The following is a 24,964-nucleotide window of genomic DNA, read 5'->3' on the forward strand; positions in this document are numbered from 1 at the left end:
GTGACGCGCACGCCGCAGCCTTCCCGTGACTCCGTGGATGACCGCCACTCGGCGGATCGTTCCGCGCGGGAGTCGCACGGGCTGTCGGGCCGGCCGCGGCGCCGCGGCGAGGCACCCCCGGACGAGCCGCTGGCGGCGTCCTGGAAGCCGGAGCCGTCCGGCGAGGCGGGTCGCCACCGCGCCAAGCGCCGCAGGGGCGTGCTGGGCCGTTACGGCTGGCGGATGTACGCGCTCCCGCTGATGGTGGTCATCACCGCGCTCGCCGTGTTGCAGACCGTCCGTCCGGACGACGTCAACGCCGCGTTGACCGAGCCGGAGGTGGAGCAGCCGATCGCGGCGCAGGGCCCGGGCGAGCCGCTGGTGCGCGAAGCGCCGCCGAGCCAGAGCTTCCCGGCGACGATGTTCTCCGCCGACCTGCCCCCGGGCGGGCCGATCCCGGAGACCGGGGCCCGCACCTTCCAGGTGCTGCCGGGCAACTCGCCGGTCGTCGGCAACGGTCGGCTCTACCAGTACAGCGTGGAGGTCGAGGTCGGCGTGCCGCTGCCCGACCCCAACGCCGAGTTCGGCAACCTGGTGCAGACCACGCTGTCGGACCCGCGCAGCTGGACCAACCCGCAGGCGGGCGGCATCTCGCTGCAGCGGGTGGACTCGAGCGGTCCGCGCCCGGACTTCCGGGTGATCCTGGTCAGCCAGCAGACCGCGCGCGAGGCGTGCGACTACACCGACGGCCTCCCCTACGACAGCTCGTGCCGCAAGGGCAACATGGTCTACCTCAACGCGGCCCGCTGGGTGCGCGGCGCGGTGTCGTTCGAGGGTGACATCGGCAACTACCGCCGATACCAGATCAACCATGAGGTCGGCCACGTCTTCGGCAACAAGCACGTCGGTTGCCCGGGCCCGGGAACGCTCGCGCCGGTGATGATGCAGCAGACCTTCAGCGTCGCCAACAACGAGCTGCACGACCTCAACCAGGTCGCCGACCAGGGAACTCCGATCGACGCCAACGGCTTCGTCTGCCGGCCCAACGCCTGGCCCTTCCCGGTCGCCCCCGGCTTCTAGCCGGCCCGTCCGGGTGTCCCGGATGCTGGGAGCAGTTTGGGTTGGGGAATCGGATCGGCCAGTCTTGCGTTGCAGATTCCGTGCTACCTCTCCAGGTGCACGTGGACGCTTTTCAGGCACCGGCCGCTCGTGCAGCGATCGGTGCCGCCACCAGAGGAGGAGCTGGGAATGTCCGGCGCAACGTCGCTACCGCCGCTGGTCGAGCCGGCGTCGGAGCTGACCAAGGAAGAGGTCGCGCGCTACAGCCGCCACCTGATCATCCCGGACATCGGGATGGAGGGCCAGAAGCGGCTGAAGAACGCGAAGGTCCTGGTGGTCGGCGCCGGCGGGCTCGGTAGCCCGGCGCTTCTGTACCTGGCCGCTGCCGGTGTCGGCACGCTCGGCATCATCGAGTTCGACGAGGTCGACGAGTCGAACCTGCACCGCCAGGTCATCCACGGGCAGTCCGACCTGGGCCGCCCGAAGGCGGAGTCGGCGAAGGACTCGATCGCCGAGGTCAACCCGTACGTCAAGGTCAACCTCCACATGACGCACCTGACCTCGGACAACGCCCTGGACATCTTCCGGGACTACGACCTGATCCTGGACGGCACGGACAACTTCGCCACCCGCTACCTGGTCAACGACGCCGCCGTGCTGCTGGGCAAGCCGTACGTGTGGGGTTCGATCTTCCGGTTCGAGGGCCAGGCCAGCGTGTTCTGGGCCGAGCACGGTCCGCAGTACCGCGACCTGTACCCCGAGCCGCCGCCGCCCGGCATGGTGCCGTCCTGCGCCGAGGGCGGCGTGCTGGGCGTGCTGTGCGCCTCCATCGGGTCGATCATGGTCAACGAGGCCATCAAGCTGATCACCGGTATCGGTGAGACGCTGCTCGGCCGGCTGATGATCTACGACGCGCTGGAGATGAGCTACTGGACCGTCAAGATCCGCAAGGACCCGAACGGCGAGCCGGTCAAGGAGCTGATCGACTACGACGCGTTCTGCGGTGTCGTCTCCGACGACGCGCAGCAGGCCGCGGCGAACAGCACGATCACGCCGCAGGAGCTCAAGGACATGTTCGAGCGCGGTGAGAAGTTCGAGCTCATCGACGTCCGCGAGCCGCACGAGTACGAGATCGTCAAGATCGACGGCTCGAAGCTGATCCCGAAGGACCGCATCCTCTCGGGTGAAGCGCTGGCCGAGCTGCCGCAGGACCGCAAGATCGTCCTGCACTGCAAGTCCGGTGGCCGTTCCGCCGAGGCCCTCGCGGCCCTGCACAAGGCCGGGTTCGCCGACGCCGTGCACGTCGGCGGCGGTGTTCTGGGCTGGGCCAACCAGGTCGACACCAGCCTGCCGACCTACTGATCGAGATCACTGAGAGCGGTGCACCGGTCCTCCTGACCGGTGCACCGCTCTTGCGTTCTCCGGAGTGCCTGCTGCCGAATCCCCGTTCTTCGAGGTAGCGTCTGGCGCGTGAGTGCTACGCCGGAGCCGCCACCGCCGCACGTGTGCGCGGCGTTCGGGGCGCGAGTCGAGGAGCCCGAGGCACTGGAGGGCGCGGTCGCGTGGCGTTGTGGTGAGATCGTGCTCAAGCCCGCCGCCAACACCGCTGAGGCCGCGTGGGTCGCGCAGACCCTCGACGCGCTCGAACCGGACGACGTCCGGGTTTCGCGCCCGGTCCGCTCGACCGACGGTCGCTGGGTGGTGTCGGGGTGGTCGGCCAGCCGTGACGTCACGGGCCGTCCGGAACCCCGCCACGACGAGGTCGTGGCGATGTCGCTGCGGTTGCACGCGGCCAGTCGGTACCTCTCCCGCCCGCGGTTCTTGCAGCTGCGCCAGGACATCTACGCCTTGGCCGACCGGATGGCGTGGGGCGAGGAGGAGTACGCGCTCCCGCAGGAGAAGGGCGGCCGGCTCTACGACGTGCTGGCCGGATCGCGCCGGCCGATGCAGACGCAACCGCAGGTGGTGCACGGCGACCTGTTCGGCAACGTGCTCTTCGCCGGGGACGCCTCGCCCGGCGTGATCGACTTCAACGCCTACTGGCGTCCTGCCGAGTGGGCTGCGGCCGTCGTCGTCATCGACTCGCTGGCCTGGGGCGGCGCGGACCCGGCGATCGTCGAGCGCTGGTCCCACCTCACCGACTGGCCGCAGGCCTTGTTGCGCGCCTTGCTGTTCCGGCTCGCGGTGCACTCGCTGCACCCGCGTTCCTCCACGAAGACGCTGACGGGCCTGGAGCGCGCCTCCCAGATGGTGCTGGAAGTCCTGTAGGCCCCTGGTGGGCTCAGCGGTGGCAGGACGTGCCGCCACGTCCTCGGAGCAGCTCCTGGCTCGAGCGGGGCTGGTCACTCCAGCCTCCGTCGCGGCGTCCGCTTGTGTGACGATGGGCGTGTGCAGGAGGTTCTGAGCGGTTCCACGGTCGGTGTCACGGCGGAGCGCAAGGCCGAGGAGATCGGCGACATGCTGGCCCGCCGGGGTGCTCGCGTGCTGTTCGGCGCCGCCATGCACACGGTCCCGCTGCCCGAGGACGGTGAGCTCGCGGCCGCCACCCGTGAGGTGCTCTCCGCGCCGGTGGACTTCGTCGTCGCGATCACCGGGGTCGGTTTCCGCGGCTGGGTCGAGGCCGCTGGTGACGAGCTCGTCCAGCACCTCGCCGGCGCCCGGGTGGTCGCGCGCGGCGCGAAGGCCAAGGGCGCGGTCCGCGGCGCAGGCCTGCGCGAGGAGTGGACCTCGCCGTCGGAGGAGTCCGCCGAGGTCCGGGACCACCTGCTCGAACGGGGAGTGGCGGGCAAGCGCGTGGTGCTGCAGGTCCACGGCGATCCGATGCTCGAGTTCCGCCGGGCGCTCACCGACGCGGGTGCGGAGGTCGTCCCGGTGGCGGTCTACCGCTGGACCGACCCGGTGGACCTCGCTCCGCTGGACCAGCTCATCGACGCCGTCATCGCGGGTGAGGTGGACGCGTTGCCGTTCACCAGCGCTCCTGCGGCGACGAACTTCCTCGCCCGGGCCGATCGCACCGACCGCGGCGAGGCGCTGCGCACGGCGTTGCGCGAGGTCCTCATCGCCTGCGTCGGGCCGGTGACCGCGGCCCCCATCGCGAAGGCCGGTCTGCCGCACGTCCTTCCGGACCGCGCTCGCACCGCCGCCCTGGTCAAGCTGGTCGAGCAGGAGCTCTCCGCGCGCTGACCTCCTCGCACCGCGGGTCCGCCGCGCCTGCGGACTGCTGCTACGTGCTCCAGCGGTAGCGGCGCATGCTCACCCGGCCGTCCTGGGCGAGGACACCTTCGGCGCGCAGGAGCTCCAGCTGCCGGTGGCGGAGGTGCTCGGCGGCGGTCCCGTTGGACCGCAGCACCCGGTGCCAGGGCAGGTCGGCGGTGTCCTCGGACATGATCCGCCCGACGAGGCGCGGTGAGCGCAGCCCGGCGAGCTCGGCGACGTCCCCGTAGGACAGCACCCGTCCTGGCGGGATCGACGCGACCACGGCGCGCACTCGTTCGAACGTCTCCTCGTCCACGTGCTGGAAGTTACCCCAGGCGTCCGACCGGAAGCGGAGAACGGCCCGCCCCCGGCGAGGGGACGGGCCGTTCTCCTGTGGTCGCGGGTCAGCCCTGGAACCCCGCGACGATCTTGGTGAAGTCCCAGTCCTGCTGGTCGATGCCGCTGCAGGAGTCCTGGGCGCCGCCGCTGCACGGGCGGTCGCGGTTGACCGACCAGAACGTGAAGCGGCCGAGTCCGTTCTCCTTGGCGTAGTCGGCCATCTCCTGGAACGCGGCCTGATCGACGAGCTCGCCCTCGACGTCGGTCGTGCCGTTCATCGACGAGATGCCGGCGTGCGCGTAGGCGTCGGCGTCGTCGTAACCGAGACCCGCCTTCAGCGCCTCCTTCAGGCCTTCGGTGGCGGCGATGGTGTCCGCGGCCATGTCGGACCCGTTGAAGTCGAACGGCATCTGCGTCCAGACGTCGATGTTCGCGCCGATCTCGGCGGCCTTGGCGATCATCGCCTTGCCGTTCTCGTTCGGGCCGGTGGTGGTGGTCGGGAAGGTGACCACGGTGAGCAGGCCCGGGTTGGCCTCCTTGGTGATCTTCAGCGCCTCGACCACCTTGTCGCGGGAGGCCTGGTTCTCGAACTCGGTGGCCTCGATGTCGACGTCGATGGCCTTGAGCCCGTAGGCGTCGATCAGCTCCTGGTAGGCGGCGGCCAGCTGCTGGGCGTCACCGCACACCTCGCCGAGCTTGGTGCCGGAGTAGCCGCCGATGGACGGGATCACGTCGCCGCCGGCACCGCGGATCGCCTCGATGGTGGCCTTGTCCTGGCCGTCGAGCGGGCGCTGGCCGTCCCACGCGGGGTTGCAGCCGCCGTCCGAGTTGATGAAGGCGAGGGTGAAGTCCTTGATGCCGGTCGCGTTCATGACGTCGGCGGGCGCGGGCGGGCTGCCCCAGCCGTTGTACAGGTAGGGCGAGGCGGCGACCGGGCTCGGGGCCGCGCTGGGCTCTTCGGCGCTGAGCGCGGGAGCCGCGCCGAGGGCCAACGTGCCGAGGACGGCGGCACCGGCGAGCAGGCTCGTGCGGATCTTGCTCACGCTTCCTCCTTCTCCGGGGTGCGTCGCGCATTCGGGGCTGCGCGAATTCGCAGGTCACAGGCGGGGGAGCCTGCGATGGAAAGCAATCTGCCAGACTGCGAAATTGGTCCGTACCACCAAACGCCGGAGTCCGATCCCAGCATTCACAGTTGGAAATCCCAGATATCTCGGGCACATCCCGGCGTGCCCAGAGCTGATCTCGTCACCTCGGCGTGATTCCATTCGGGCGTGCCAGCAGCGACTTCGCCCGTGCTCGTGCGCCGTGCCGAAACCGCGCGGCGCACCACGACTTGGGACGCAGCAGGTCGCCGGGCGCTGGAGCACTCCTTCGGGTTCCTGCGCGTGCTGGGCGGTCCGGGAACCGGCAAGTCGACGCTGCTCGCCGAGATCGCCGCCGACCGGATCCGGCACCGGGGCGTGTCGCCGGAGAACGTCCTCGTGCTGACCTCCAGCCGCCGCGCCGCGTCCTGGATGCGCACCGAGATCACGCGGTTGCTCACCGGATCCGGCGAAGACGTCCGCACCGCCCCGGAACCGCTGGTGCGCACCGTGCACTCCTACGCGTTCGCCGTGCTGCGCCTCCAGGCCGTGCGCGACGAACTGCCGCCACCGCAGCTGCTCAACGGGCCCGACCAGGACGCGTTGGTCCGCGAGCTCCTCGAAGGTGACGTCGAGCAAGGAGCTCGTGACTGGCCGGAGTCGCTGCAACCCGCGCTGACCGTGCCCGGTTTCGCCGAGGAACTGCGGGACCTGTTGCTGCGCGCGGCCGAACGCGGCGTCGACCCGGACCGGCTGATCGAGCTCGGCCGCGAGCACGGCCGACCCGAGTGGGTTGCCGCCGGCCGCTTCGGCCGCCAGTACGAGCAGGTCACGCTGCTGCGCGGTGCGGGAGGCTCGCAAGCCCCCGCGCTGGACGCGGCCGAACTCGTCGGCTCCGCGCGGTTGGCGTTCGCCACCGACTCCGGACTGCTCATGGCCGAGCAGGACCGGGTCCGGTACGTGCTGGTCGACGACGCGCAGCACCTGGACCCGCAGCAGTACGAGCTGGTCCGCACGCTCGGCGAGACCGCCACCGAGTTCATCATCACCGGTGATCCCGACCAGGCCGTCTACACCTTCCGCGGCGCCGACCCGCGCTGCTTGCTCGACTCCGACCCCGACGGCACCGACACCACCGTGCTCACCGTCGACCACCGGATGTCGAAGGCGGTGCGAGAAGCCGTGCAGCGCTTGGCTTCCCGGCTCCCGGGCCACGGACCGCAGCGCCGCCTCGTCGAGGCCGAGTCCGATCAGGACGAGACCAGCGGTGGTGCGGTGCAGGTGCGGTTGCTGGCGACCGAGGCGCAGGAGGCCTCGTGGGTGGCCGACCAGCTCCGCCGCGCCCACCTGCTCGACGAGATCCCCTGGTCGCGGATGGCCGTCGTGGTGCGCTCCACCGGCCGCTCGCTGCCGGTGCTGCGGCGCGCCCTGCTGGCGGCCGGGGTCCCGATCGCACTGCCGGTGGACGACGTGCCGCTGTCCCAGCGCGCCGCCGTCCGCCCGCTGCTGACGTTGCTGCGCTGCGCGGTCCGGCCGCACGAGCTCGACCCCGACGCCGCGGCGCAGTTGCTGTCCTCGCAGCTCGGCGGCGCCGACCCGCTGGCGCTGCGCCGGTTGCGGCGTGGGCTGCTCCGCCTGGAATCGGCGTCGGGCGGCACGCGTCCCAGCGGTGAGCTGCTGGTCGAGGTCCTCAACGACGGCGACCGCCTCGCCGCGCTGGAGGACTCCGCCGCCGAACCCGCCCGCAAGGTGGCCGCCCTGCTGCGCACCGCGCGGGAATCGGCCGAGAAGGGCCAGACCGTCGAGGAAACCCTGTGGCGGGTGTGGAAGGCCTCGGGGCTGGAGAAGCGCTGGCTCGCCCAGTCCGAACGGCACGGCGTCACCGGTGCGCAGGCCGACCGCGACCTGGACGCGATCGTGGCGCTGTTCGACGCCGCCGCCCAGTTCGTCGACCGCTCGCCCGGCAACGACGCGGCCGGCTTCGCCGACTACCTCACCGACCAGCACATCGCCGGTTCCTCGTTGGCGCCCACGGCACCTCGCGACAACGCCGTGCAGATCCTCACCGCTCACGCCGCCACCGGTCAGGAGTGGGACGTCGTGGCGGTGCCCGGCGTGCAGGAGGGCAGCTGGCCGGACCTGCGGTTGCGCGGGTCGCTGCTCGGCGTGGAGCGCCTGGTCGACGTGCTGTCCGGGATGAGCGGGGAGCGGGTTTCGGCCACCGCGCCGCTGCTGGCCGAGGAACGCCGTTTGCTGCTGGTCGCCGCCAGCCGCGCCCGGAGGAGCTTGCTGGTCAGCGCCGTGCGTGGCGAAGACGAGCAACCCTCCCGGTTCCTCGACGAGCTCGACGGGGTGGAGAGCGACCCGGATTCGGCGGAACGCCCGATCGCCCGCCCGGAACGGGGCCTGACCCTCGCGGACCTGGTCGGTGAGCTGCGCCGGGTCGTCTGCGACGCCGAGGAGCCGGAGGAACGCCGACGTCGCGCCGCCCGGCAGCTCGCCCGGCTGGCCGCCGCCGGCGTGCCCGGTGCCGACCCCGACACCTGGTACGGCCTGCCGGCGCCCTCCTCGGACGCGCCGCTGGTCACCGGTGAGGACGCGGTCAAGGTCTCGCCCTCCACCGTGGACATCCTCGCCAAGTGCCCGCTGCGCTGGCTCGTCGAGCGCAACGGCGGCCAGGACACCGCCGAACTCGCCGCTGTCACGGGGACTCTCGTGCACGCGCTGGTGCAGGCCGCCGCCGACGGTGCTGACACCGAGCAGCTGCACCAGGCCCTCGACGAGGCGTGGCAGACCATCGACGCCGGAGCGCCGTGGTTCTCCCGCAAGGAGCGCCAGCGGGTCGAGGGCATGCTCAACGCCTTCGTCGTCTGGCTGGTGCAGTCCCGCGCCGAACTCACCCAGGTCGGCGTGGAACGCGACCTCGACGTCACGGTGGAGGGACGCGAGGGCGGTCCGTGGTTGCGGCTGCGCGGCCGGGTCGACCGGTTGGAGCGCGACGCGGAGGGCCGTCCGGTCGTCATCGACGTCAAGACGGCGAAGGCCCCGGTGAGCAAGGGCGATGCCGAGGAGCACCCGCAGCTGGCGGTCTACCAGCTGGCCGCCGCGCTGGGCGCTTTCGGCGAGGAGGAGGAGCCCGGCGGGGCTCGGCTCCTCTACGTCGCCAAGGCCGACCGCAAGGGCTCGGCGACCGAACGCGCGCAGGAACCGCTCGACGAGGACAAGATCAAGGTGTGGCTCGACGTGGTGCACAGCGCTGCTGAATCCAGCCTCGGGCCGGGTTACGTCGCCAGCGAGAACGCCGACTGCCCGCGCTGCCCGGCGCGCACCAGCTGCCCGGTCCACCCCGCAGGCAGGCAGGTCCCGCAGTGATCACCCCGCAGCGCATCGCCCAGGCGCTGGGCTTGCACCAGCCCACGCCCGAGCAGGCCGAGGTCATCGCCGCGCCACCCGAACCGGCGCTGGTGGTGGCCGGTGCCGGCGCGGGCAAGACCGAGACGATGGCCGCGCGCGTGGTCTGGCTGGTGGCCAACCAGCTGGTCACGCCCGAGCGGGTGCTGGGCCTGACGTTCACCCGCAAGGCCGCCCGCCAGCTCGCCGACCGGGTTCGCGCCCGGCTGCGCAGGCTCGCCGGCTCGGGCCTGCTCGACGAGGTCGACCCGAGCGGGCAGCTGCGTTCGGCGGTGCTCACCGAAGAACCGACCGTGCTCACCTACCACGCCTACGCCGGCCGCATCGTCGGCGAGCACGGGCTGCGGGTGCCGGTGGAACCGGGAGCGCGGCTGCTCACCACGACGGCGGCCTGGCAGCTCGCGCACCGCGTCGTGTCCACCTGGACCGAAGACCTCGACACCGACAAGGTGCCCGCCACCGTCACCGGCTACCTGCTCTCGCTGGCCGGGGAGCTGGCCGAGCACCTGGTGAGCCCCGACCAACTGCGGGTGCACGCCGAGGCGCTCTGCGAGGTCGTCGAGAACGCGCCTCGGGCGAAGGGCCAGCGCGCCAACCTGCCGCAGGAGCTGGTGAAGGTCGTCGCCGCGCAACGGCTCCGGGTCGCGCTGCTGCCGCTGGTGGAGGAGTACGCCCAGCGCAAGCGGCGCGAGGGCGCGATGGACTTCGCCGACCAGATGTCGCTGGCGGCCACCCTCGCCGCCGAGCACCCGGAGGTCGTGGAGGGCGAGCGCGCCCGCTACGGCGCGGTGCTGCTCGACGAGTACCAGGACACCGGTCACGCCCAGCGCGTCCTGCTGCGCTCGCTGTTCGGCGGTGGGGCCGCCTCGCTGCCCGTGACCTCGGTGGGCGACCCGGCGCAGGCGATCTACGGCTGGCGCGGGGCGAGCGCGGCGAACCTTCCGCGCTTCACCACCGACTTCCCGCGCGAGGAGGCCGACCGCCCCCTCCCCGCGCGCCGCTACGGCTTGCTGACCAGCTTCCGCAACCCCGAGGAGGTCCTGCGGATCGCCAACGCCGTGTCGGAACCGCTGCGCAGGGTCGGTCTGGAGGTCGACGAGCTCCGCGCCCGGGAAGGCGCTGACGACGGCGACATCCGCGTGCTGCTGACCGAGCACGTCCGCGCCGAGCGCGAGTGGGTGGCCGACCGGATCCACGCCCAGTGGCAGTCCGCGCTCGACGAGACTGGTCGGCCGCCGACGGCCGCGGTGCTGGTGCGGCGTCGCGCCGACATGGCCGACATGGCCGTCGCGCTGCGGGAACGCGGTCTGCCGGTGGAGGTCGTCGGCCTCGGCGGGCTGCTCGACGAACCGGAGGTGCGCGACCTGGTCAGCGTGCTGCGGTTGCTCGTCGACCCCCTCGCCGGCACCGCCGCCGCCCGGCTGCTCACCGGCTCGCGCTGGCGCATCGGCGCCGCCGACCTGGCCGCGCTGTGGGAGCGGGCGCGGGAGCTCGGCGCGCAGTTCTTCGGCGAACCCGAGTCCGACGACCCGTCCGCCGTGGTGCACGCCGCCCTGCCCGGGGAGAACGCGGAGCAGGCGGGACTGGCCGACGCCCTCGACGACCCCGGCCGGCCGGAGCGCTACTCCGAACAGGGCTACGAGCGCATCCGCAGGCTCGGCAGCGAACTCGCCGCGCTGCGGCGGCGTCTGGACCAGCCGTTGCCCGAACTCGTCGCCGACGTGGAGCGCACGCTGCTGCTCGACATCGAAAGCCTCGCGCGCCCAGGCGGTGTCGGACGGATCCACCTCGACGCCTTCGCCGACGTCGTCACCTCGTTCACCACGGCCAGCCCGTCGGCGACGCTGCCGTCGCTGCTGGACTACTTCGCCGCTGCCGAACGCGCGGAAGACGGTTTGGAACCGGGGGAGGTCGAGGTCGCCGACGACCGGGTCCAGATCCTCACCGTGCACGCCGCCAAGGGCCTGGAGTGGCAGGTCGTGGCGGTGCCGCACCTGGTGGAGGACGTCTTCCCCGGCAAGCGCAAGTCCTCGTCGTGGCTGCGGTCGGTCACCGCGCTGCCCGCCGAGCTGCGGGGTGACGCGCCGGACCTGCCCAAGCTCGACGTCGACCGGCTGGGAGGTCTCGACCGCAAGGAGCTCAGCGAGACGCTGAGCATCCACGACGAGGAGTTCGAGGCCCGCCGCCTCGCCGAGGAACGTCGCCTGTTCTACGTCGCGGTGACCCGCTCGGAGCGCACGCTGCTGCTGTCCGGGCACTGGTGGGGCGAGAACGGCGACAAGCCCAAGGGGCCGTCGGCGTTCCTCAGCGAGACAGCGCAGGTCGCGCACGACGACCGCGTCGGCGTCATCGACGAGTGGTGCCCGGCGCCGGACGAGGACGCCGAGAACCCGCTGGCCGACGAGGTCCGCTCGGCCGAGTGGCCGGTGGACCCGCTCGGGCCCCGGCGCGACGCCGTCGTCGCAGGTGCGGAGCTCGTGCGCGTCGCGGTGTCCACCGCGGACTCCGCCGAGGCCGAGGAGGACCCCGACGGGTGGGCGCGGGACGTCGACGTCCTGCTCGCCGAGCGCGCCGAGGCCGCGCAGCGCCGTGAGCACGTCCGGTTGCCCGACCAGCTCTCGGTGAGCCAGCTCGTCGAGCTCGCCGGCGACACCGACGCGCTGGCCCGCAAGCTGCGGCGCCCGCTGCCGTACCCGCCGAACCCGATGACCCGGCGCGGAACGGCTTTCCACGCCTGGCTGGAGCACCGGTTCACCTCCTCGGCGCTGCTCGACGAGGACGAGCTGCCGGGCGCGGCCGACGATTCCGCGCCGCTGCACGAGGACCTCGCCGAGCTGCAGAAGGCGTTCCTGGAGGGCTCGTGGGCCGATCGCACGCCGCACCGCGTGGAGGTGCCCTTCGAGACGCAGGTGGAGGGCGTCGTGCTGCGCGGCCGGATGGACGCCGTCTTCGCCGACCCGGACGGCGGGTGGACGGTCGTGGACTGGAAGACCGGCGCCGTGCCGAGCGGTGACCAGGTCCCGTCGCTGTCGGTGCAGCTCGCCGCCTACCGGCTGGCCTGGGCGGAGTTGTCGGGAACCCCGTTGGAGAAGGTCCGCGCGGCGTTCCACTACGTGCGCCACGACCACACCTTGCGGCCCGCGGACCTGCGTGATGGTGACGGACTGCGCGAGCTCATCACCGCGGTTCCGAGGAATTCTTAGAAAGAAGTACACGTTCGAGTGGCGGAGCTTGAGTTCGGCGTGCGCGGCGATCGAATATGCCCGCGATGAACACCGATTGGAAGCTCTCCACTCCGCCGGGATCCGCAGTGCGCGTGGACGCCGAAGTGCTCGCCATGCGTGCCCCTCTGGTGCGGGTCCACCGCGACGACGAGGGCACCTGGTCCTTCGAAGGCCCGGGCGCCACGGGGCGGGACTCCCAGCAGACCAAGCTGCAGGCCGTCGTCGGCGCGTGGCCGCACGTCGCCGCGCTGACCGACCTCGATGCCGGGAACGCGGTCGTCTGGTCCTGGCGGCAGCACGGCTGGGCCAGCGAGTTCGTGTGCGAGTGCGGCAGCTGCGAGACGCCGGTCGCCGGCGACATCGACCGCCAGAGCTGGCCGTCGGAGCTGCAGCCGCACACCATCATCAGCGTCGAGCAGGTGGCCCTGTCCGGGCAGCGCCCGCTGACCGACATCTTGTCCACCGCAGGCGGCATCGCCATGCTCGGCCCCGGCGACCACCGCCGCACGGTCGACCAGATGACCCCGGTGGCCCTGGCCAACGTCATCCGCCGCTGGCCCCACACGGTCCAGGCGATGCGCTCCCTCCAGGAGGGTCGCGGGATGCGCTGGAACCCGGAAGCCCTCAACTGGCACGAGTACGTCTTGACCTGATCCTGGGCGTGCTCGTGTGGGCGCGGCTCCTGATGTGTGCCGGAACGTCCGGGTGTGTCGCCACGAAGTGGGTCAGAACGCCCGGCGGAGCGATCTGAGTCCCGCAACCGGACGGGAGGTGTCCGCCGCGAACCCGCCGCCGTGCAACCGGAGTTTTCTCCTCCTGAGGTGGCCTCCCGCACGAGGAAGTTCCGGTGGGTGCTCCGGAGTCAGGCGTTCTCGGTGAGCTGGGGGTGGTCGAGCAGCCGGGAGTAGAGGACCTCGAGCAGCCAGCGCCCGAACATCGAGGACCCGAACTCGGCGGCGCGGTTCTCCGGGGTGATCACGAGCTCCCCGCTGCCGCCCGGGCCGGTCGTGACGGCACCGGCGCCGTAGTAGTCCAGCTCCAGCATCGACAGCGCGTCGTAGCGCTGCTGACCAGGCAGGACGACCGCGCACGGAGCGAGGGTCAGCAACATCCCGCAGGCGCGCAGGGCGCGCGAGGGTTTGGACACGGGCACGAGGATGCCGATCAGGTCGACGGCCGCCACCGGCAACTGGTCGTGGCGTTCGGGTTCCGACCACGCCTTGAACCACGCCGGGTTGAGCTCGGGTCCCCACCCGTGGTGTCGACGCCACTGGTGGACGTCCTGCCGGATGCGGGCCACCGCGGTGAACCGGGTGCCGAGCACCTCCACATCCGGTACCAGTCGCCCTTCCCATCCGAGGGCGCGGGCCGCGTGCTGAAGCTGCTGCACCGTCGCATGGTAAACGTCCGCACCCCGGTTCCGGGATGGTGTTCCACCAACGATTTCCTGCGGTTCCGGGCCATCGGGTTCCGGATGCGCGGAGCGGTTAGTGTTCAACGCCGTGAGTGGTGACGACGTCGGGGAGCACGACTGATGCAGCGAGGTCCGAGCGGGCTGTTCGGCAAGAGCGAGGCCGAGGAAGAGCTGAGCGCTCAGCCCGATCACGCGCTCGTCGGCGTCATCCGGATGCCGGGCGGGACGACCAGCCCCGTGCGCTCCATCATCCGCCGGATCGTGGGGGCCGTGATCGCGCTCGCCGCCACCGTCGTCATCGTCTACGTCGGCCGCGACGGCTACCGGGACTCGGCGGGCGGCGAGCTCAGCGTGCTCGACGTCATCTACTACGCGACGGTGTCGCTGTCGACGACAGGCTACGGCGACATCACACCGGTCTCCGAACGCGCCCGCCTGGTCAACGTGCTCGTCATCACCCCGCTCCGCGTGCTGTTCCTGATCGTGCTGGTCGGCACCACACTGGAAGTGCTCACCGAGCGCTCGCGGCAGGCTTTCAAGATCCAACGCTGGAGGTCCAAGGTGCGCGACCACGTGGTCGTCATCGGATACGGAACCAAGGGACGGTCCTCGGTCACCGCGCTGCTCGGTGAGGGCGCCGACCCGAGTCGCATCGTCGTGGTCGACACCGACCGCACGTCGCTGGAGGCGGCGTCGGCGCAGGGCCTGGTCACGGTCAACGGTTCCGGTACCCGCTCGGACGTGCTGCGCGTGGCGGGGCTGCCGCGCGCCCGCGCGATCGTGATCGCCCCGGCCCGTGACGACACGGCGGTCCTGGTGACGCTGACGGCCCGGGAGCTGGCGCCGAAGGCGCAGATCGTCGCGGCCGTCCGGGAAGCGGAGAACGTCCACCTGCTGCGCCAGTCGGGCGCGGACTCGGTGGTGGTCTCCAGCGAGACGGCAGGACGGCTGCTGGGCATGGCCACCTCGACGCCGTCGGTGGTGGAGATGTTCGAGGACCTGCTCAGCCCGGAGGTGGGTCTGGCGATCGCCGAGCGCGAGGTGGAGCGCCAGGAGGTCGGCGGTTCGCCGCGCCACCTGTCCGACATCGTGCTCGGCGTGGTCCGCGACGGCCAGCTCTACCGGGTCGACGCTCCGGAGGCGGACGCGATAGAGGACGGCGACCGGCTGCTCTACGTGCGCAAAGTGACTCCGCCGCCAACGTGACCCGCGGTCAACGGATCTCGGGCGCTTCCGCTTCAAGCTTTCTGGGACTATCGGTGTCGTGGGAAGCACACGAGGTTCGGCCTCGGTGGCGTCGATCCTGCTCGTCTTGGGCGTTCTCGGCGTTGTGGTGGCCGGCGTGACGGTGTGGCCGCTGGTGGCGGCCTCCGGTCAGGAGGACGTCGCCGAGCGCAAGGCGACGGCGGTGGTCGTCGAGCCGAGACCGTGCGGCCCGCGCGCGGCCGGGGACGTCGTCGAGGTGCAGATCGACGGGGAGACCCGCCGCGCCACCTTCGACGGCTGCGGCCACACCCGGGGCCAGCGGCTGGACGTCATGGTTCCGGCTCGTGCGACGCGGGACCTGCGCGTCACGCCGGTCAAGGAGCAGGATTCCGAGCTGGAAGCCCTCGCCTGGCGCACCCACGTCGTGCTGCTCACCCTGGCTGCGGTCGCGGGCGGCGGCTTCGGCCTGCTGCTGGGACGGCGCTGAAGCCTGTTCCGTGCGGCGCAGCTGCTTTCAGCAGTAGACTCAGCTCGCACGGCCGCAGCGTTCCTCGACTGCGCCCTAGTCCACGTCCGCGGCCGGTGAGAGCCAGGTGTTGCACTGGCTGACCCGGTTCTTGGTGAAGCCCTGCTGGATCCAGGTCGAGTTGGTCTCGATGCTGCCGTGGTCGTCGACGTCGCTGTTCTCGTCGCCGCGTCCGGCGGAGTCGCGCAGCGCCGGGAAGATGATCTCGTTGCTGACCCCGCCGTTCTGCAGCGCGGCGAGGGTCATCCCCTCGAAGCAGGTGGCCTGCAGCTCCGAGCGCCGGGTGAGCTCGAGCCCGGCGTCGCCGCCGGCTTCGGCGGACGCCTGCCCGTACGCGGCGTTGATGCCCGAAAGCCGTTGCAGCGCATGGCCGAACTCGTGCGCGAACTGCCCGAGGAACACCCCGGCCTCGGTCCGGCCTTCGACCTCCGAGTAGTAGCGCGCGGTCATGTAGATCGTGTTGTCCTGCGGGCAGTACAGCGCGGTCTGGTCCCAGGTCCGCAGGCCGCAGGGCGTGGTGACGTCGCTGCCGGTGGTGACGACGTGCGGGGTGTCGGTGGGCAGGTCCGCCTCCTCCAGCGCCGGTTCCCACGCCTGCACGAGGCAGGGGAGCGCGGCTTGGTAGAAGGCGTCCTGCGAGGCCAGGTCGGTGGCGAACTCGGGTAGCGAGCACGGCGTGGTGACCGCCCCGTTGCCCTCGATGTTGATGGGGTTGTCGCCGAGCTTGAGAATCGGCCGGCCGGTCGAGACCTCGTCCTCGGAGGAAGTGGTGGTCTGCTCGGAAGTCGTGGTCTCCGAGCTGGTCTCGCTGGTGCTGGTCGCGACGGGCGCGTAGCTGGGCGCGGCGGGCGCGGACTGCTCGTCGGCCTTGTCCGCCGACACCGAGGCGGCCACGGCCCCGACCGTTCCGATCCCGAACACGGTCACCGCCGCCAGCACGATCCCGACGACGAGACCGGTGTTGTTCCGCTTCGGCGGCTCCTGCCCGAACGCGGGCCCGGGAGGCGCCCACGAGGGCCCGGCCCGGCCCGGCTGGTGAGGTCCTGCGTGCCACGGAGGCTGCTGCGGTCCCGCACCGGCTTGCCACGACGGCTGGCTCGGGTGCGGCTGCCACACCTGGCCAGCCTGCGGTGGTGGTCCGGGCTGCGGACCGGGGGGCCCGGCCTGCCACTGGGGAGGCTGCCCGGGCTGCTCCCACGGCGGACGCGGAGGTAACGGAGGCCGGGTCATCCCCCCAGCTCCGTCCACCGGGAACGGCAGGTCGCACCCGCTCCGTCCAGCCACAACGCCTTCATGCCACCGACTTCCACGCACGTCCACGAACGTCCACGAACGTCCACGAACGTCCACGAACGTCCACGAACGACCACGAACGACCACGCACCTTAACCCCACGAACGCCCGCACGTACCCGCTTCTGAGAATTCGCATCAGGCTCAGCTGACCGTGCCGACAGCAGTCTCCGGGACCGCCAGCTGGTCGGTCACGCCACTGCGCGGAACCTCCTCGCGCGCATGCCGTTCGAGAGGCAGCGAATCGTGATGAGCACTCGGTCGATCCGGATGTGCCTCTGAGCAGGGGAGCAAGGCAATCCGCACTTCACACCCACGCCGGGGGATCTCAGGCGGCATCGAGCGGCCCGGCCCGGCGCACCCCGGGTTGGACGGGACGTTCGCCATTTACGAGTTCGCGGCCCTGGAGACCTGCGTCTACCTGGAGAACAGGAAGGATGGGATCTTCGTTGCTGACGGCGAGGTGACCCGACAGTATGTTGAGTCCGGCGAAGCGCTGGGGGAGCGGGCGCTTGGAGAGGAAGAGTCGGTCGAGCTGATCGACGCGCTGGCAGAGGGGCTGATCGATGGGTGAGCTGGCCTGCCGGAAGAGCAGCAGGAGCGGTTCGTCGACCAACTGCGTCGATGCCGCTCGAGCGACCGACCGGATCGCGGTCGGCGACTCGAAGAACCCGGAGGGCGGCCATGTGCGGGTCGACGCCTTCCAGTGGAGAGCTTTCGTCGGAGGGCTCAAGGGTGGTCGCTTCCCGGTGTCGGGTAGGTGCCCCTAGCGCTGACCTGGGATGGGGTGCGTCCCACGTCAAGTTTGTCCAGATTCATCGGAACCGTTACGCGCGCGGGCACGTCCAGCTAGAGTAACCACGGTTCATGGGGGATCACAGGGTCCGGAGGATCTGGGATGACTAGCGCCGAGGGCGGGTTCGCCGCCGCGAAAGAGGGGCTGAAGGCCGTCAGCGGCCAGACGCAGTGGATCAACTCACAGGTCAGTGCAGGCAAGCTCGCTTTGGACCCGGAGGCGGCGGAAAAGGCTGCCAAGCGCTGCGAAGAGGAAATTCGAGAACTTGCTCGAGTCTTCCGTGACGCCCGACAGATCACGCGCGTCCACGGCTTGGGGGATTACCCGGACGGACAGCAGCTCGCACAGCGGTTCCAGGACAAGGCATCGGACCCGCAGGCAGGTGCGTTGAAGCTCGTCCGTGACCTCCAGGACGAATTGAAGAAGCAAGCGGATGCGTTCCGCGAAGCTGCCAAGGATTACCGCACCACCGACGAGCAGAACGCAGACGACCTTAGGCGAGGTATGCAGTGAACACGGTTTCTCGAACACTGATCGCAACGGCAGCCGGCATGGCTTTGCTCGGCGTGTCTGCGTGTTCGGGCAACGAGTCGGGGGAGTCGACCGGTAACCCGGCGCCACCCCCGCAGGCCAAGGCGATCACCAGCTTCGACCCCTGCACGTTCTTCGCCCCGGAAGAACTGACTTCGCTCGGTCTCTCCACCCAGTCCGAAGACGGTGGTGTGGTCGAGCAAGAGCCGGGTTGCCAGTGGCAGGGCGAAGAGAAGATCCTCACGCTCCTCAAGAATGCCGACCAGACCGTTGAGTCCTACGAGACGAGTGGCAACTGGGACAGCTACACGAAGAAGAGCATCGCAGGGCGTAGTGGCGCAGTTGCCGTCGAAACGGGTGCGACTGGACAGGGCGGGTGCACCGTCCTCGTGAATGCTGGTGGCGGTGTCGCCGTGTACGGCGTTGATGGCCTCATGCGGGACTCGGTCGACGCATGCGGTGAAGCGGAGAAGGTCGCCAACCAAACTGCTTCTCGATTGCCCGAATGATCAGGGGGAGTGATGGGGCTATTCGACACGCTTGACAACGCAGTTTCGCCCATGCTCGGCATGGAGAGCGCTGCGGAGGAGGAGCGCAAGGAGAAAGTCGCTGAAGCACAGCGAATCGCTCAGCAACAGCAGAACCAGCTCGCCCGTGAGAACTCCGGTCTTCAGGTCGGTAGCTACGACTCGCCAGGTATCAGCCAGTGCGTCAACTGGGGCGGCTTCAGCCACGCCGACATCTACAAGACCAACCATGAGTCGATCAAGCCGGATTCGGTCGGCGGGTCTGCTGATGCGTGGATCAAGCTCGCCAAGGCTCTCCGGGAGCGCGGTGAGAACTACCACACCGACCTCGCCAACATCGTCCAAGGCGGGTGGCAGGGCGAGGCCGCGGAAGCTGCTTCGCAGGTGGGAAAACCCGCCTCTGACTGGATGAAGGCCAGTGCCGACGCCTTCGAGATGACCGGCAACAACCTCCAGGCGGCTGGGGACGCTGCTGGCCAGTCGAAGAAGATGGTTCCGGAGCCCGAGGGCTTCAGTTGGGGTGAGGCCGCCGCGGCGTCGATTCCTTTCGGCCTCTCCGGGGGCGGCATCAACGCCCTCTCCCAGATGGAAGAGCAGGAACAGGCCGAGAAAGCTGCTCAGGAGACGATGGGCCGGGTTTACAGCCCCACGCTCACCCAGGTCGACGCGAAGATGCCGCAGTACACCGCGCCGGACGGGTCGACGAAGGAGCCTCCGCCGGTTCCGCCGCCGAACGGCACTGACTGGGGCAACGGCATGGGCAATGGCAACAACGTCCCGGGTGGGTCCGGGACGGGGTCCGGTGCCGGTGGCGGCTACGGCGGCTCCGGTGCGCCCGGGGGCACCGGTGGCGGTTACCCGGGAGGTGGGACCAGCCCGGCTGGAACCGGCGCTGCCTGGGCGAACCCGCCCGGCGGCGGTCCTGGTGCGCCCGGCGGTGGCTTGCCGAACGCCAACCCGCCCGGCGGCGGGGGACCGAACGTCGGGCTCGCGGCCGGGATCGGTGCGGGTGCCGGTGCGGGCGGTGCCGCCGGTGGCCGGGCAGGTGGCGCCGGAGGTGCCGGGGCAGGCGCTCGCGGTGCCGGCATGGGTGCGGGCGGCCGAGCCGGTGCCGGCGGTCTCAGCGGAGCTGGAGCCGGAGCTGGAGCCGCAGGTGCCGGTGGCCGGGGTGCGGCCGGGCGCGGTGCCATGGGCGGCATGGGCGCCGGAGCGGGCCGCGGCGGGCAAGGCACTGACGACGATGAGCACGAGCGTCCTTCCTGGCTCGAGGAGCAGGACGACGTGTGGATGAACGACATGCCCAAGACCGCCCCGCCCGTCCTCGGCGAGTGAGCGGCATCGTCAACTGATCTGTGGTGGGGGCAGTTCCAACCGGAACTGCCCCCACCCACCCGCGCGGGTGTTCTTCGCGCTTCCACGAGTGGGAGAAAGCTCAAGTGAGTGTGTTGGGGCGGTGGCAGCTGCCGCCGGTGCACCTGGACATCGTGCTCAAGTACCTGAAGATCGACGGCCTCACGCTGCCGATCAGCACCCGGTCGTTCGGCCGCACCGCCGACGAGTTCTCCGCCCTCGGCAAGGCCGAACTGCCGAACATGGAGGCCGGCGGCGTCGTCGTCAACGACGAGGTCGTGCCGCCGCTCGTGGACGCGCTCAGGACCCTCGCCACGCCCTACCTCTGGGTCGATTCGATGTGGTTCCCCGAGCCCGGCAGCGACCACTGCTGGCGGGCGGTGGCGGTGTTCACCGAGGGCAACCGGATCGTGCTCGGCGTGCAGGCGCCCAGCGAAGACCCCCAGCGCGGCGGCCTGCTGACCGTCGAGGTGCACCAGAACGTGCCGCTGCCCGGCGTCGTGCTCGCCACGCTGCCGCCCGCCAAGCCCGGCACGCGCGGTCCGATCCGCGTCCCGCACAGCTCGCTGCAGGGCGAGCAGGCCGAGGACTACGACCCGTCGAGCATGATGGAGTCCGCCAGCCGGACGCGCGGCAGCAGCGGTGACCAGCAGGTCGAGCTCTACGAGAAGATCGGCAAGGCGCCGCACGTGCGCCTCGGGCAGATCGCCGCGAACATGCGCGACCAGCACGGCCGGCGCCGCCGGACGCCGGTCATGTCGTGGTTCGACAACGTCGAACCCGACGGCCGTTACCTCGAACGCGTGGAACGCGGCAGCACCGGCGAACCGCTCTACGCGCTGCTGCCCGCGGACGCTCGCTTGATCGGGAACGAGATCAATTCGTTGATCAACCAGGTGCGCCGGGGCTGACGGCGTTCCGGCTGGTCGGTATGCCGCATCGGAGCAGGTCAACGGCCGATCGCGGGTTGCTCCGGTTGCCGCCTGGACAGCTGGGGCCGATGTTGCGACACGCCGAACGATGGTGAAGGGGGCACTCGCGGTTTGACAGCGCGCACGTAGGCTGCATGGCATGGTCGAACCCCAGCTGCATCGCGTCACCTTGCCCAATGGGCTGCGCGTGGTGCTGGCACCGGACTCGGCAGCGGGCCAAGCGTCATCGGGCCAGGCTCCTGTGGTCGGTGTCAGCGTGCACTACGACGTCGGCTTCCGCTCCGAACCGCAAGGGCGCACCGGTTTCGCGCACCTGTTCGAGCACTTGATGTTCCAGGGCAGCGAAAGTCTTGAGAAACTCGCGCACTTCCGCCACGTGCAAGGCTCCGGCGGCACGTTCAACGGTTCGACGCACCAGGACTACACCGACTACTACCAGGTGCTGCCCTCGGCGGCCCTGGAGCGCGCGCTGTTCCTGGAAGCCGACCGGATGCGCGCTCCGAAGATCACCGAGGAGAACCTGGCCAACCAGGTGGACGTGGTCAAGGAGGAGATCCGGCTCAACGTCCTCAACCGCCCCTACGGCGGTTTTCCCTGGATCCTGCTGCCGCCGGTGCTGTACTCGACCTTCGCCAACGCGCACAACGGCTACGGCGACTTCACCGACCTCGAACAGGCCACCGTCGAGGACTGCGCGGCCTTCTTCGACACCTTCTACTCGCCCGGCAACGCCGTGCTCACCGTCGCCGGCGACCTCGACGTCGACCAGACGATCAGGCTGATCGAGAAGCAGTTCGGCGACGTCCCCGCCCGCGGCGTCCCGGAGCGCCCGTCCTTCGGCGAGCCGTTCCCCACCAGCGAGGTGCGCGGCAAGCAGACCGACCCGCACGCGCCGCTGCCGGCCGTCGCCCTCGGTTACCGGCTGCCCGACCCGGTCGGCGAGCTCGACGCCTACCTGGCCAACGTCGTGCTCTCAGCGATCCTGTCCGACGGTGACGCTTCTCGGTTGCAGCAGCGGCTGGTCCACTCCGAGGCATTGGTCGTCGACGTCAGCGCCGGCACCGGCCTGATGGGGGCGCCGCTCGACGCGCGCGACCCCGACACCTTCACCTTCACCGCCATCCACACCCCCGACGTCGGGGTGGAGCGCGTGATCGGGGCGATCGACGAGGAGCTGGACAAGCTCGCCACCGAAGGCCCCACCGAAGAAGAACTGCACCGCGTCACCGCCCGGTGGGCCGCCAGCCTCTACCGGGAGCACGACCGGGTGATCTCGCGGACGCTCGACCTCGGCAGCGCCGAGCTGCTGCACGGCCGCGCCGAACTGATCTCCGAACTGCCCGAGCGCATCGGCAGGGTCCGCGCCCAGGACGTCGCCGCGGCCGCCAAGGAGCTGCGCTCCGACGCACGCGCCGTGCTGGAGATCGAACCCGCTGGTGACGAGAACGGAGGTGCGGCATGACCCGCGCAACGCACCGCAGCGCCGAGGAGATCGGCCGCACCGAGCTCGGCCCGCGGCCCCTTCCGCCGCTGGGCGAGCCCCGCACCGGCATCGCGCCGGCCGGCGTCGACACCGTGCTGGGCAACGGACTGCGCGTCATCGCCGTCCGCCACGGCCGGGTGCCGATGGCGGAGATGCGCCTGCGCATCCCGTTCGCCAACGACGACCCGATGCACCCGGCGACGGCCGAGGTGCTGGCCGAAACGCTGCTCACCGGCACCGAACGCCGCGACCGGGTCAAGATGGACACCGATCTCGCGGCAGTCGGCGGCGACCTGCACGCCGTCGTCGACCCGGAGCGGCTGAGCATCGCCGGTGACGCGCTCGCCAGCGGCTTGGACACGTTGCTCGACGTCCTCGCCGACGCGCTGACCGGTGCCACCTACGCCGACGACGAGATCAACGCCGAACGGGCGCGCTTGGTCGAGCGGATCAGCGTGGCCCGCTCCCAGCCGCGGGTGATCGCCCGCGAGGAGCTGCAGCGGCACCGCTACGGCGACCACCCCTACGTCCGCGAGGTGCCGCAGGCCGACGACGTCGCCCAGGTGACGGCCGAGAAGGTCCGCGCTCTGCACCGCTCGCACGTCCTGCCCCGCGGATCCGTGCTGGTGCTGGTCGGCGACATCGACCCAGACGCCGTGGTCGGCGAGGTCGAACGCGCCCTGGCCGGGTGGACCTCGGCGGAGTCGGCGCGCGAGCTGCCGGCCCTCCCGCCGGTCTCCGGCGGCGACGTGCGCCTGGTGCACCGGCCCGGTGCCGTCCAGTCGCAGCTGCGGTTCTCCGCGCAGGCGCTGGCGCGCACCGACGAGCGCTACCCGGCCCTGCAGATCGCCAACCTCATCTTCGGCGGCTACTTCTCCTCGCGCCTGGTGGAGAACATCCGCGAGGACAAGGGATACACCTACGGCGCGCACTCGTCGTTCGAGTTCACCAAGGGCAACGGCACGCTGCTGGTCGACGCCGACACCGCTAGCGAGGTCACCGCGGCCGCGCTGCTGGAGACGCGCTACGAACTCGCCCGCCTGGCCCTGGTCCCGCCGTCGGAGACTGAGGTCGAGTCGGCGCGGCAGTACGCCATCGGCGGCCTGCTGACCTCGACGGCCTCGCAGGCGGGCCTGGCGTCGACGCTGTCGGCCCTGGCCGCCGCCGGTCTGGACCAGGACTGGCTGACCGCCCACCCGGAGCGGCTGCGCGACGTGTCCGTCGAGCAGGTCGCCGAGGCCGCGAAGGTCTTCGCCCCCACCTCGTTCACCGGGGTCGTCGTCGGTGACGCCGACAAGCTGGCGGATCAGCTGCGCCTGCTCGGCGGCGTGGAGCTGCCATGACCCGGTTACCGGATGGAGCGCACGAATGACCTGCGAAACGTTCGCCGGTTCGGGCTTCCAGCTCGACAGCCCGCCGCTGCTTTCGCGGTCCACTGTGGACCGGCGTGAGGAGCTGCGGGAATCTCTCGACGGTGGTGCGAAGCTGTGGCGGTCCGGCAGGGTCCTGCTGGTCGACGCCAAGGGCCGCGGCCAGATCGATGACGATTCCCGGCTCGTGATGCAGCCGGCGGTCGACTTCGGCGACCGGCCCTCGCCCAACGCGGTGCTGCTCGGTGTCGAGGACGACGTCAGCTACTGGGCGCTGCGCACCGAACACGACGGCGCGCAGGAGGGCTGGCGCGACCTGCGTTCCGGTGGTGCGCTGCTCAACGACACCGACGCGGGCTTGCTCACCACGGCCGTCGGACTGCTCGGGTGGCACGACAACGCGCGCTACTGCGCGGTCTGCGGCGCGGCGACCACCCGCGTCCGCGTCGGCTGGGCGCGCCGCTGCTCCGGCTGCGAGCGCGAGGAGTACCCGCGGACCGACCCGGCAGTGATCTGCCTGGTCAACGATGGTGCGGACCACGTCCTGCTGGCTCGCCAGCCGGTCTGGCCGAAGCACCGCTTCTCGGTGTTGGCCGGGTTCGTCGAGGTCGGCGAGTCCCTGGAAGCCTGCGTGGCCCGCGAAGTCGAGGAGGAGGTCGGTGTGCAGTGCACCGGAATCCGCTACCTCGGCAGTCAGCCGTGGCCGTTCCCGCGCTCGCTGATGCTGGGCTTCGCCGCCACCGCCGATCGCGACGCCCCCCTGGTCCCCGCCGACGGGGAGATCGAGGAAGCGCGGTGGGTCCACCGCGACACGATCCTCGCCGCCCTTGAAGCGGGCGGGGAACCGGTCGACGGCCTCCGGCTTCCACCGAGCGTCTCCATCGCCCACCGCATGATCAAGGGCTGGGCCACCACCCAGCCCTGAGCGGTCAGCGCCAGGCTGTAGCGGGTTGTTCAGGCCATGCTTGATCAGCAGGCGCTGATCGACGCCCGGACGCGCTCGATCAGTCCGCCAGGCCTGAGCGCTCGAGGCGTCCCTGGTCCCGCGCCTGGCCCAGGCGTGACTTCCTGAGGCAGCCCCCTCCCTCGGGGGCTGCCTCAGCGCGCCGGAACGTCAAAGCCCCAGACCCCTTCCGCGCCAACGGTTTCAGTCACGACTGAACGCGACACGCGCACACGTAACCCTCGAACGCATCTGGCCTCACCGAGCTCGTGCCGTTGTCCCTGGTGAGAGCGTGCTTCTCAGCG

The 24,964-nt window shown here is 70.9% G+C and carries 22 protein-coding genes; 18 read left to right on the plus strand and 4 right to left on the minus strand.

Annotated elements, in window-relative coordinates; genetic code table 11:
- Nucleotides 1-33: 33 nt before the first annotated feature.
- The 4 genes from EIL87_RS16400 (at nt 34) to EIL87_RS16415 (ending at nt 4,221) form a co-directional block, all read left to right on the plus strand.
- Nucleotides 34-1,059, plus strand: coding sequence for a DUF3152 domain-containing protein (locus EIL87_RS16400; protein ID WP_233576301.1), 1,026 nt, complete (start codon nt 34-36; stop codon nt 1,057-1,059).
- 168 nt (nt 1,060-1,227) lie between these two features.
- Nucleotides 1,228-2,400, plus strand: a complete 1,173-nt coding sequence (gene moeZ / locus EIL87_RS16405; RefSeq protein WP_125091399.1) for an adenylyltransferase/sulfurtransferase MoeZ — start codon at nt 1,228-1,230, stop codon at nt 2,398-2,400.
- 108 nt (nt 2,401-2,508) lie between these two features.
- Nucleotides 2,509-3,306, plus strand: a complete 798-nt coding sequence (locus EIL87_RS16410; protein ID WP_125091400.1) for a TIGR02569 family protein — start codon at nt 2,509-2,511, stop codon at nt 3,304-3,306.
- 120 nt (nt 3,307-3,426) lie between these two features.
- Nucleotides 3,427-4,221, plus strand: coding sequence for a uroporphyrinogen-III synthase (locus EIL87_RS16415; protein WP_233576302.1), 795 nt, complete (start codon nt 3,427-3,429; stop codon nt 4,219-4,221).
- Between the two features lie 40 nt (nt 4,222-4,261).
- On the opposite strand, the gene EIL87_RS16420 is transcribed toward EIL87_RS16415, so the two are convergent.
- Complete coding sequence (locus tag EIL87_RS16420; RefSeq protein WP_125091402.1) at nt 4,262-4,549, minus strand: MGMT family protein; 288 nt, start codon at nt 4,547-4,549, stop codon at nt 4,262-4,264.
- An 88-nt stretch (nt 4,550-4,637) separates the two neighbouring features.
- Entirely contained in the window at nt 4,638-5,615 is a 978-nt protein-coding gene (locus EIL87_RS16425) for a chitinase (protein ID WP_125091403.1), read from the minus strand.
- Nucleotides 5,616-5,843: 228 nt separating this feature from the next.
- Between EIL87_RS16425 and EIL87_RS16430 the strand changes: the two genes are divergently transcribed.
- The 3 genes from EIL87_RS16430 to EIL87_RS16440 all read left to right on the plus strand — a co-directional run bounded on the left by EIL87_RS16430 (nt 5,844) and on the right by EIL87_RS16440 (nt 12,942).
- Nucleotides 5,844-9,026, plus strand: a complete 3,183-nt coding sequence (locus EIL87_RS16430; RefSeq protein ID WP_325049470.1) for an ATP-dependent helicase — start codon at nt 5,844-5,846, stop codon at nt 9,024-9,026.
- Entirely contained in the window at nt 9,023-12,268 is a 3,246-nt protein-coding gene (locus EIL87_RS16435) for an ATP-dependent helicase (RefSeq protein WP_125091404.1), read from the plus strand. Before EIL87_RS16430 ends, EIL87_RS16435 begins: the two co-directional genes overlap by 4 nt.
- Nucleotides 12,269-12,333: 65 nt before the next feature.
- Nucleotides 12,334-12,942, plus strand: a complete 609-nt coding sequence (locus tag EIL87_RS16440) for a hypothetical protein (protein ID WP_233576303.1) — start codon at nt 12,334-12,336, stop codon at nt 12,940-12,942.
- 209 nt (nt 12,943-13,151) lie between these two features.
- Here the strand turns inward: EIL87_RS16440 and EIL87_RS16445 are convergent, their stop codons facing one another.
- Complete coding sequence (locus tag EIL87_RS16445; RefSeq protein WP_125091406.1) at nt 13,152-13,679, minus strand: hypothetical protein; 528 nt, start codon at nt 13,677-13,679, stop codon at nt 13,152-13,154.
- Between the two features lie 144 nt (nt 13,680-13,823).
- Between EIL87_RS16445 and EIL87_RS16450 the strand changes: the two genes are divergently transcribed.
- Both EIL87_RS16450 and EIL87_RS16455 read left to right on the plus strand, forming a co-directional pair.
- Nucleotides 13,824-14,909: a potassium channel family protein gene (locus EIL87_RS16450; RefSeq protein WP_125091407.1), complete on the plus strand. Its 1,086-nt coding sequence runs from the start codon at nt 13,824-13,826 to the stop codon at nt 14,907-14,909.
- Between the two features lie 58 nt (nt 14,910-14,967).
- Nucleotides 14,968-15,396, plus strand: coding sequence for a hypothetical protein (locus EIL87_RS16455; RefSeq protein WP_125091408.1), 429 nt, complete (start codon nt 14,968-14,970; stop codon nt 15,394-15,396).
- Between the two features lie 75 nt (nt 15,397-15,471).
- Here the strand turns inward: EIL87_RS16455 and EIL87_RS16460 are convergent, their stop codons facing one another.
- Nucleotides 15,472-16,551, minus strand: coding sequence for a neutral zinc metallopeptidase (locus EIL87_RS16460; protein ID WP_233576304.1), 1,080 nt, complete (start codon nt 16,549-16,551; stop codon nt 15,472-15,474).
- A 513-nt stretch (nt 16,552-17,064) separates the two neighbouring features.
- On the opposite strand from EIL87_RS16460, the gene EIL87_RS16465 reads away from it, so the two are divergent.
- The 9 genes from EIL87_RS16465 (at nt 17,065) to nudC (ending at nt 24,641) form a co-directional block, all read left to right on the plus strand.
- A complete protein-coding gene (locus EIL87_RS16465; RefSeq protein ID WP_267898857.1) occupies nt 17,065-17,301 on the plus strand; it encodes a Scr1 family TA system antitoxin-like transcriptional regulator in 237 nt (78 codons plus the stop codon).
- Nucleotides 17,294-17,497, plus strand: coding sequence for a DUF397 domain-containing protein (locus EIL87_RS16470; RefSeq protein ID WP_125091411.1), 204 nt, complete (start codon nt 17,294-17,296; stop codon nt 17,495-17,497). The genes EIL87_RS16465 and EIL87_RS16470 overlap by 8 nt, the downstream gene beginning before the upstream one ends.
- A gap of 128 nt (nt 17,498-17,625) precedes the next feature.
- The gene (locus EIL87_RS16475; RefSeq protein WP_125091412.1) at nt 17,626-18,036 is read left to right on the plus strand and encodes a hypothetical protein; all 411 of its coding nucleotides are present in this window, start codon (nt 17,626-17,628) and stop codon (nt 18,034-18,036) included.
- Nucleotides 18,033-18,563, plus strand: a complete 531-nt coding sequence (locus tag EIL87_RS16480; protein WP_125091413.1) for a DUF3558 family protein — start codon at nt 18,033-18,035, stop codon at nt 18,561-18,563. The genes EIL87_RS16475 and EIL87_RS16480 overlap by 4 nt, the downstream gene beginning before the upstream one ends.
- A 60-nt stretch (nt 18,564-18,623) precedes the next feature.
- A complete protein-coding gene (locus tag EIL87_RS27730) occupies nt 18,624-19,913 on the plus strand; it encodes a PPE domain-containing protein (RefSeq protein WP_267898855.1) in 1,290 nt (429 codons plus the stop codon).
- Nucleotides 19,914-20,017: 104 nt separating this feature from the next.
- Nucleotides 20,018-20,842, plus strand: coding sequence for an ESX secretion-associated protein EspG (locus tag EIL87_RS16490; RefSeq protein ID WP_125091415.1), 825 nt, complete (start codon nt 20,018-20,020; stop codon nt 20,840-20,842).
- A gap of 160 nt (nt 20,843-21,002) precedes the next feature.
- Nucleotides 21,003-22,325, plus strand: a complete 1,323-nt coding sequence (locus EIL87_RS16495; RefSeq protein ID WP_125091416.1) for a M16 family metallopeptidase — start codon at nt 21,003-21,005, stop codon at nt 22,323-22,325.
- The gene (locus EIL87_RS16500) at nt 22,322-23,689 is read left to right on the plus strand and encodes a M16 family metallopeptidase (RefSeq protein ID WP_125091417.1); all 1,368 of its coding nucleotides are present in this window, start codon (nt 22,322-22,324) and stop codon (nt 23,687-23,689) included. Before EIL87_RS16495 ends, EIL87_RS16500 begins: the two co-directional genes overlap by 4 nt.
- 25 nt (nt 23,690-23,714) lie before the next feature.
- Complete coding sequence (nudC, locus tag EIL87_RS16505) at nt 23,715-24,641, plus strand: NAD(+) diphosphatase (protein WP_125091418.1); 927 nt, start codon at nt 23,715-23,717, stop codon at nt 24,639-24,641.
- The last annotated feature ends 323 nt before the right edge of the window (nt 24,642-24,964 follow it).

The sequence above is a fragment of the Saccharopolyspora rhizosphaerae genome (assembly GCF_003931915.1).
Lineage (GTDB): Bacteria > Actinomycetota > Actinomycetes > Mycobacteriales > Pseudonocardiaceae > Saccharopolyspora > Saccharopolyspora rhizosphaerae.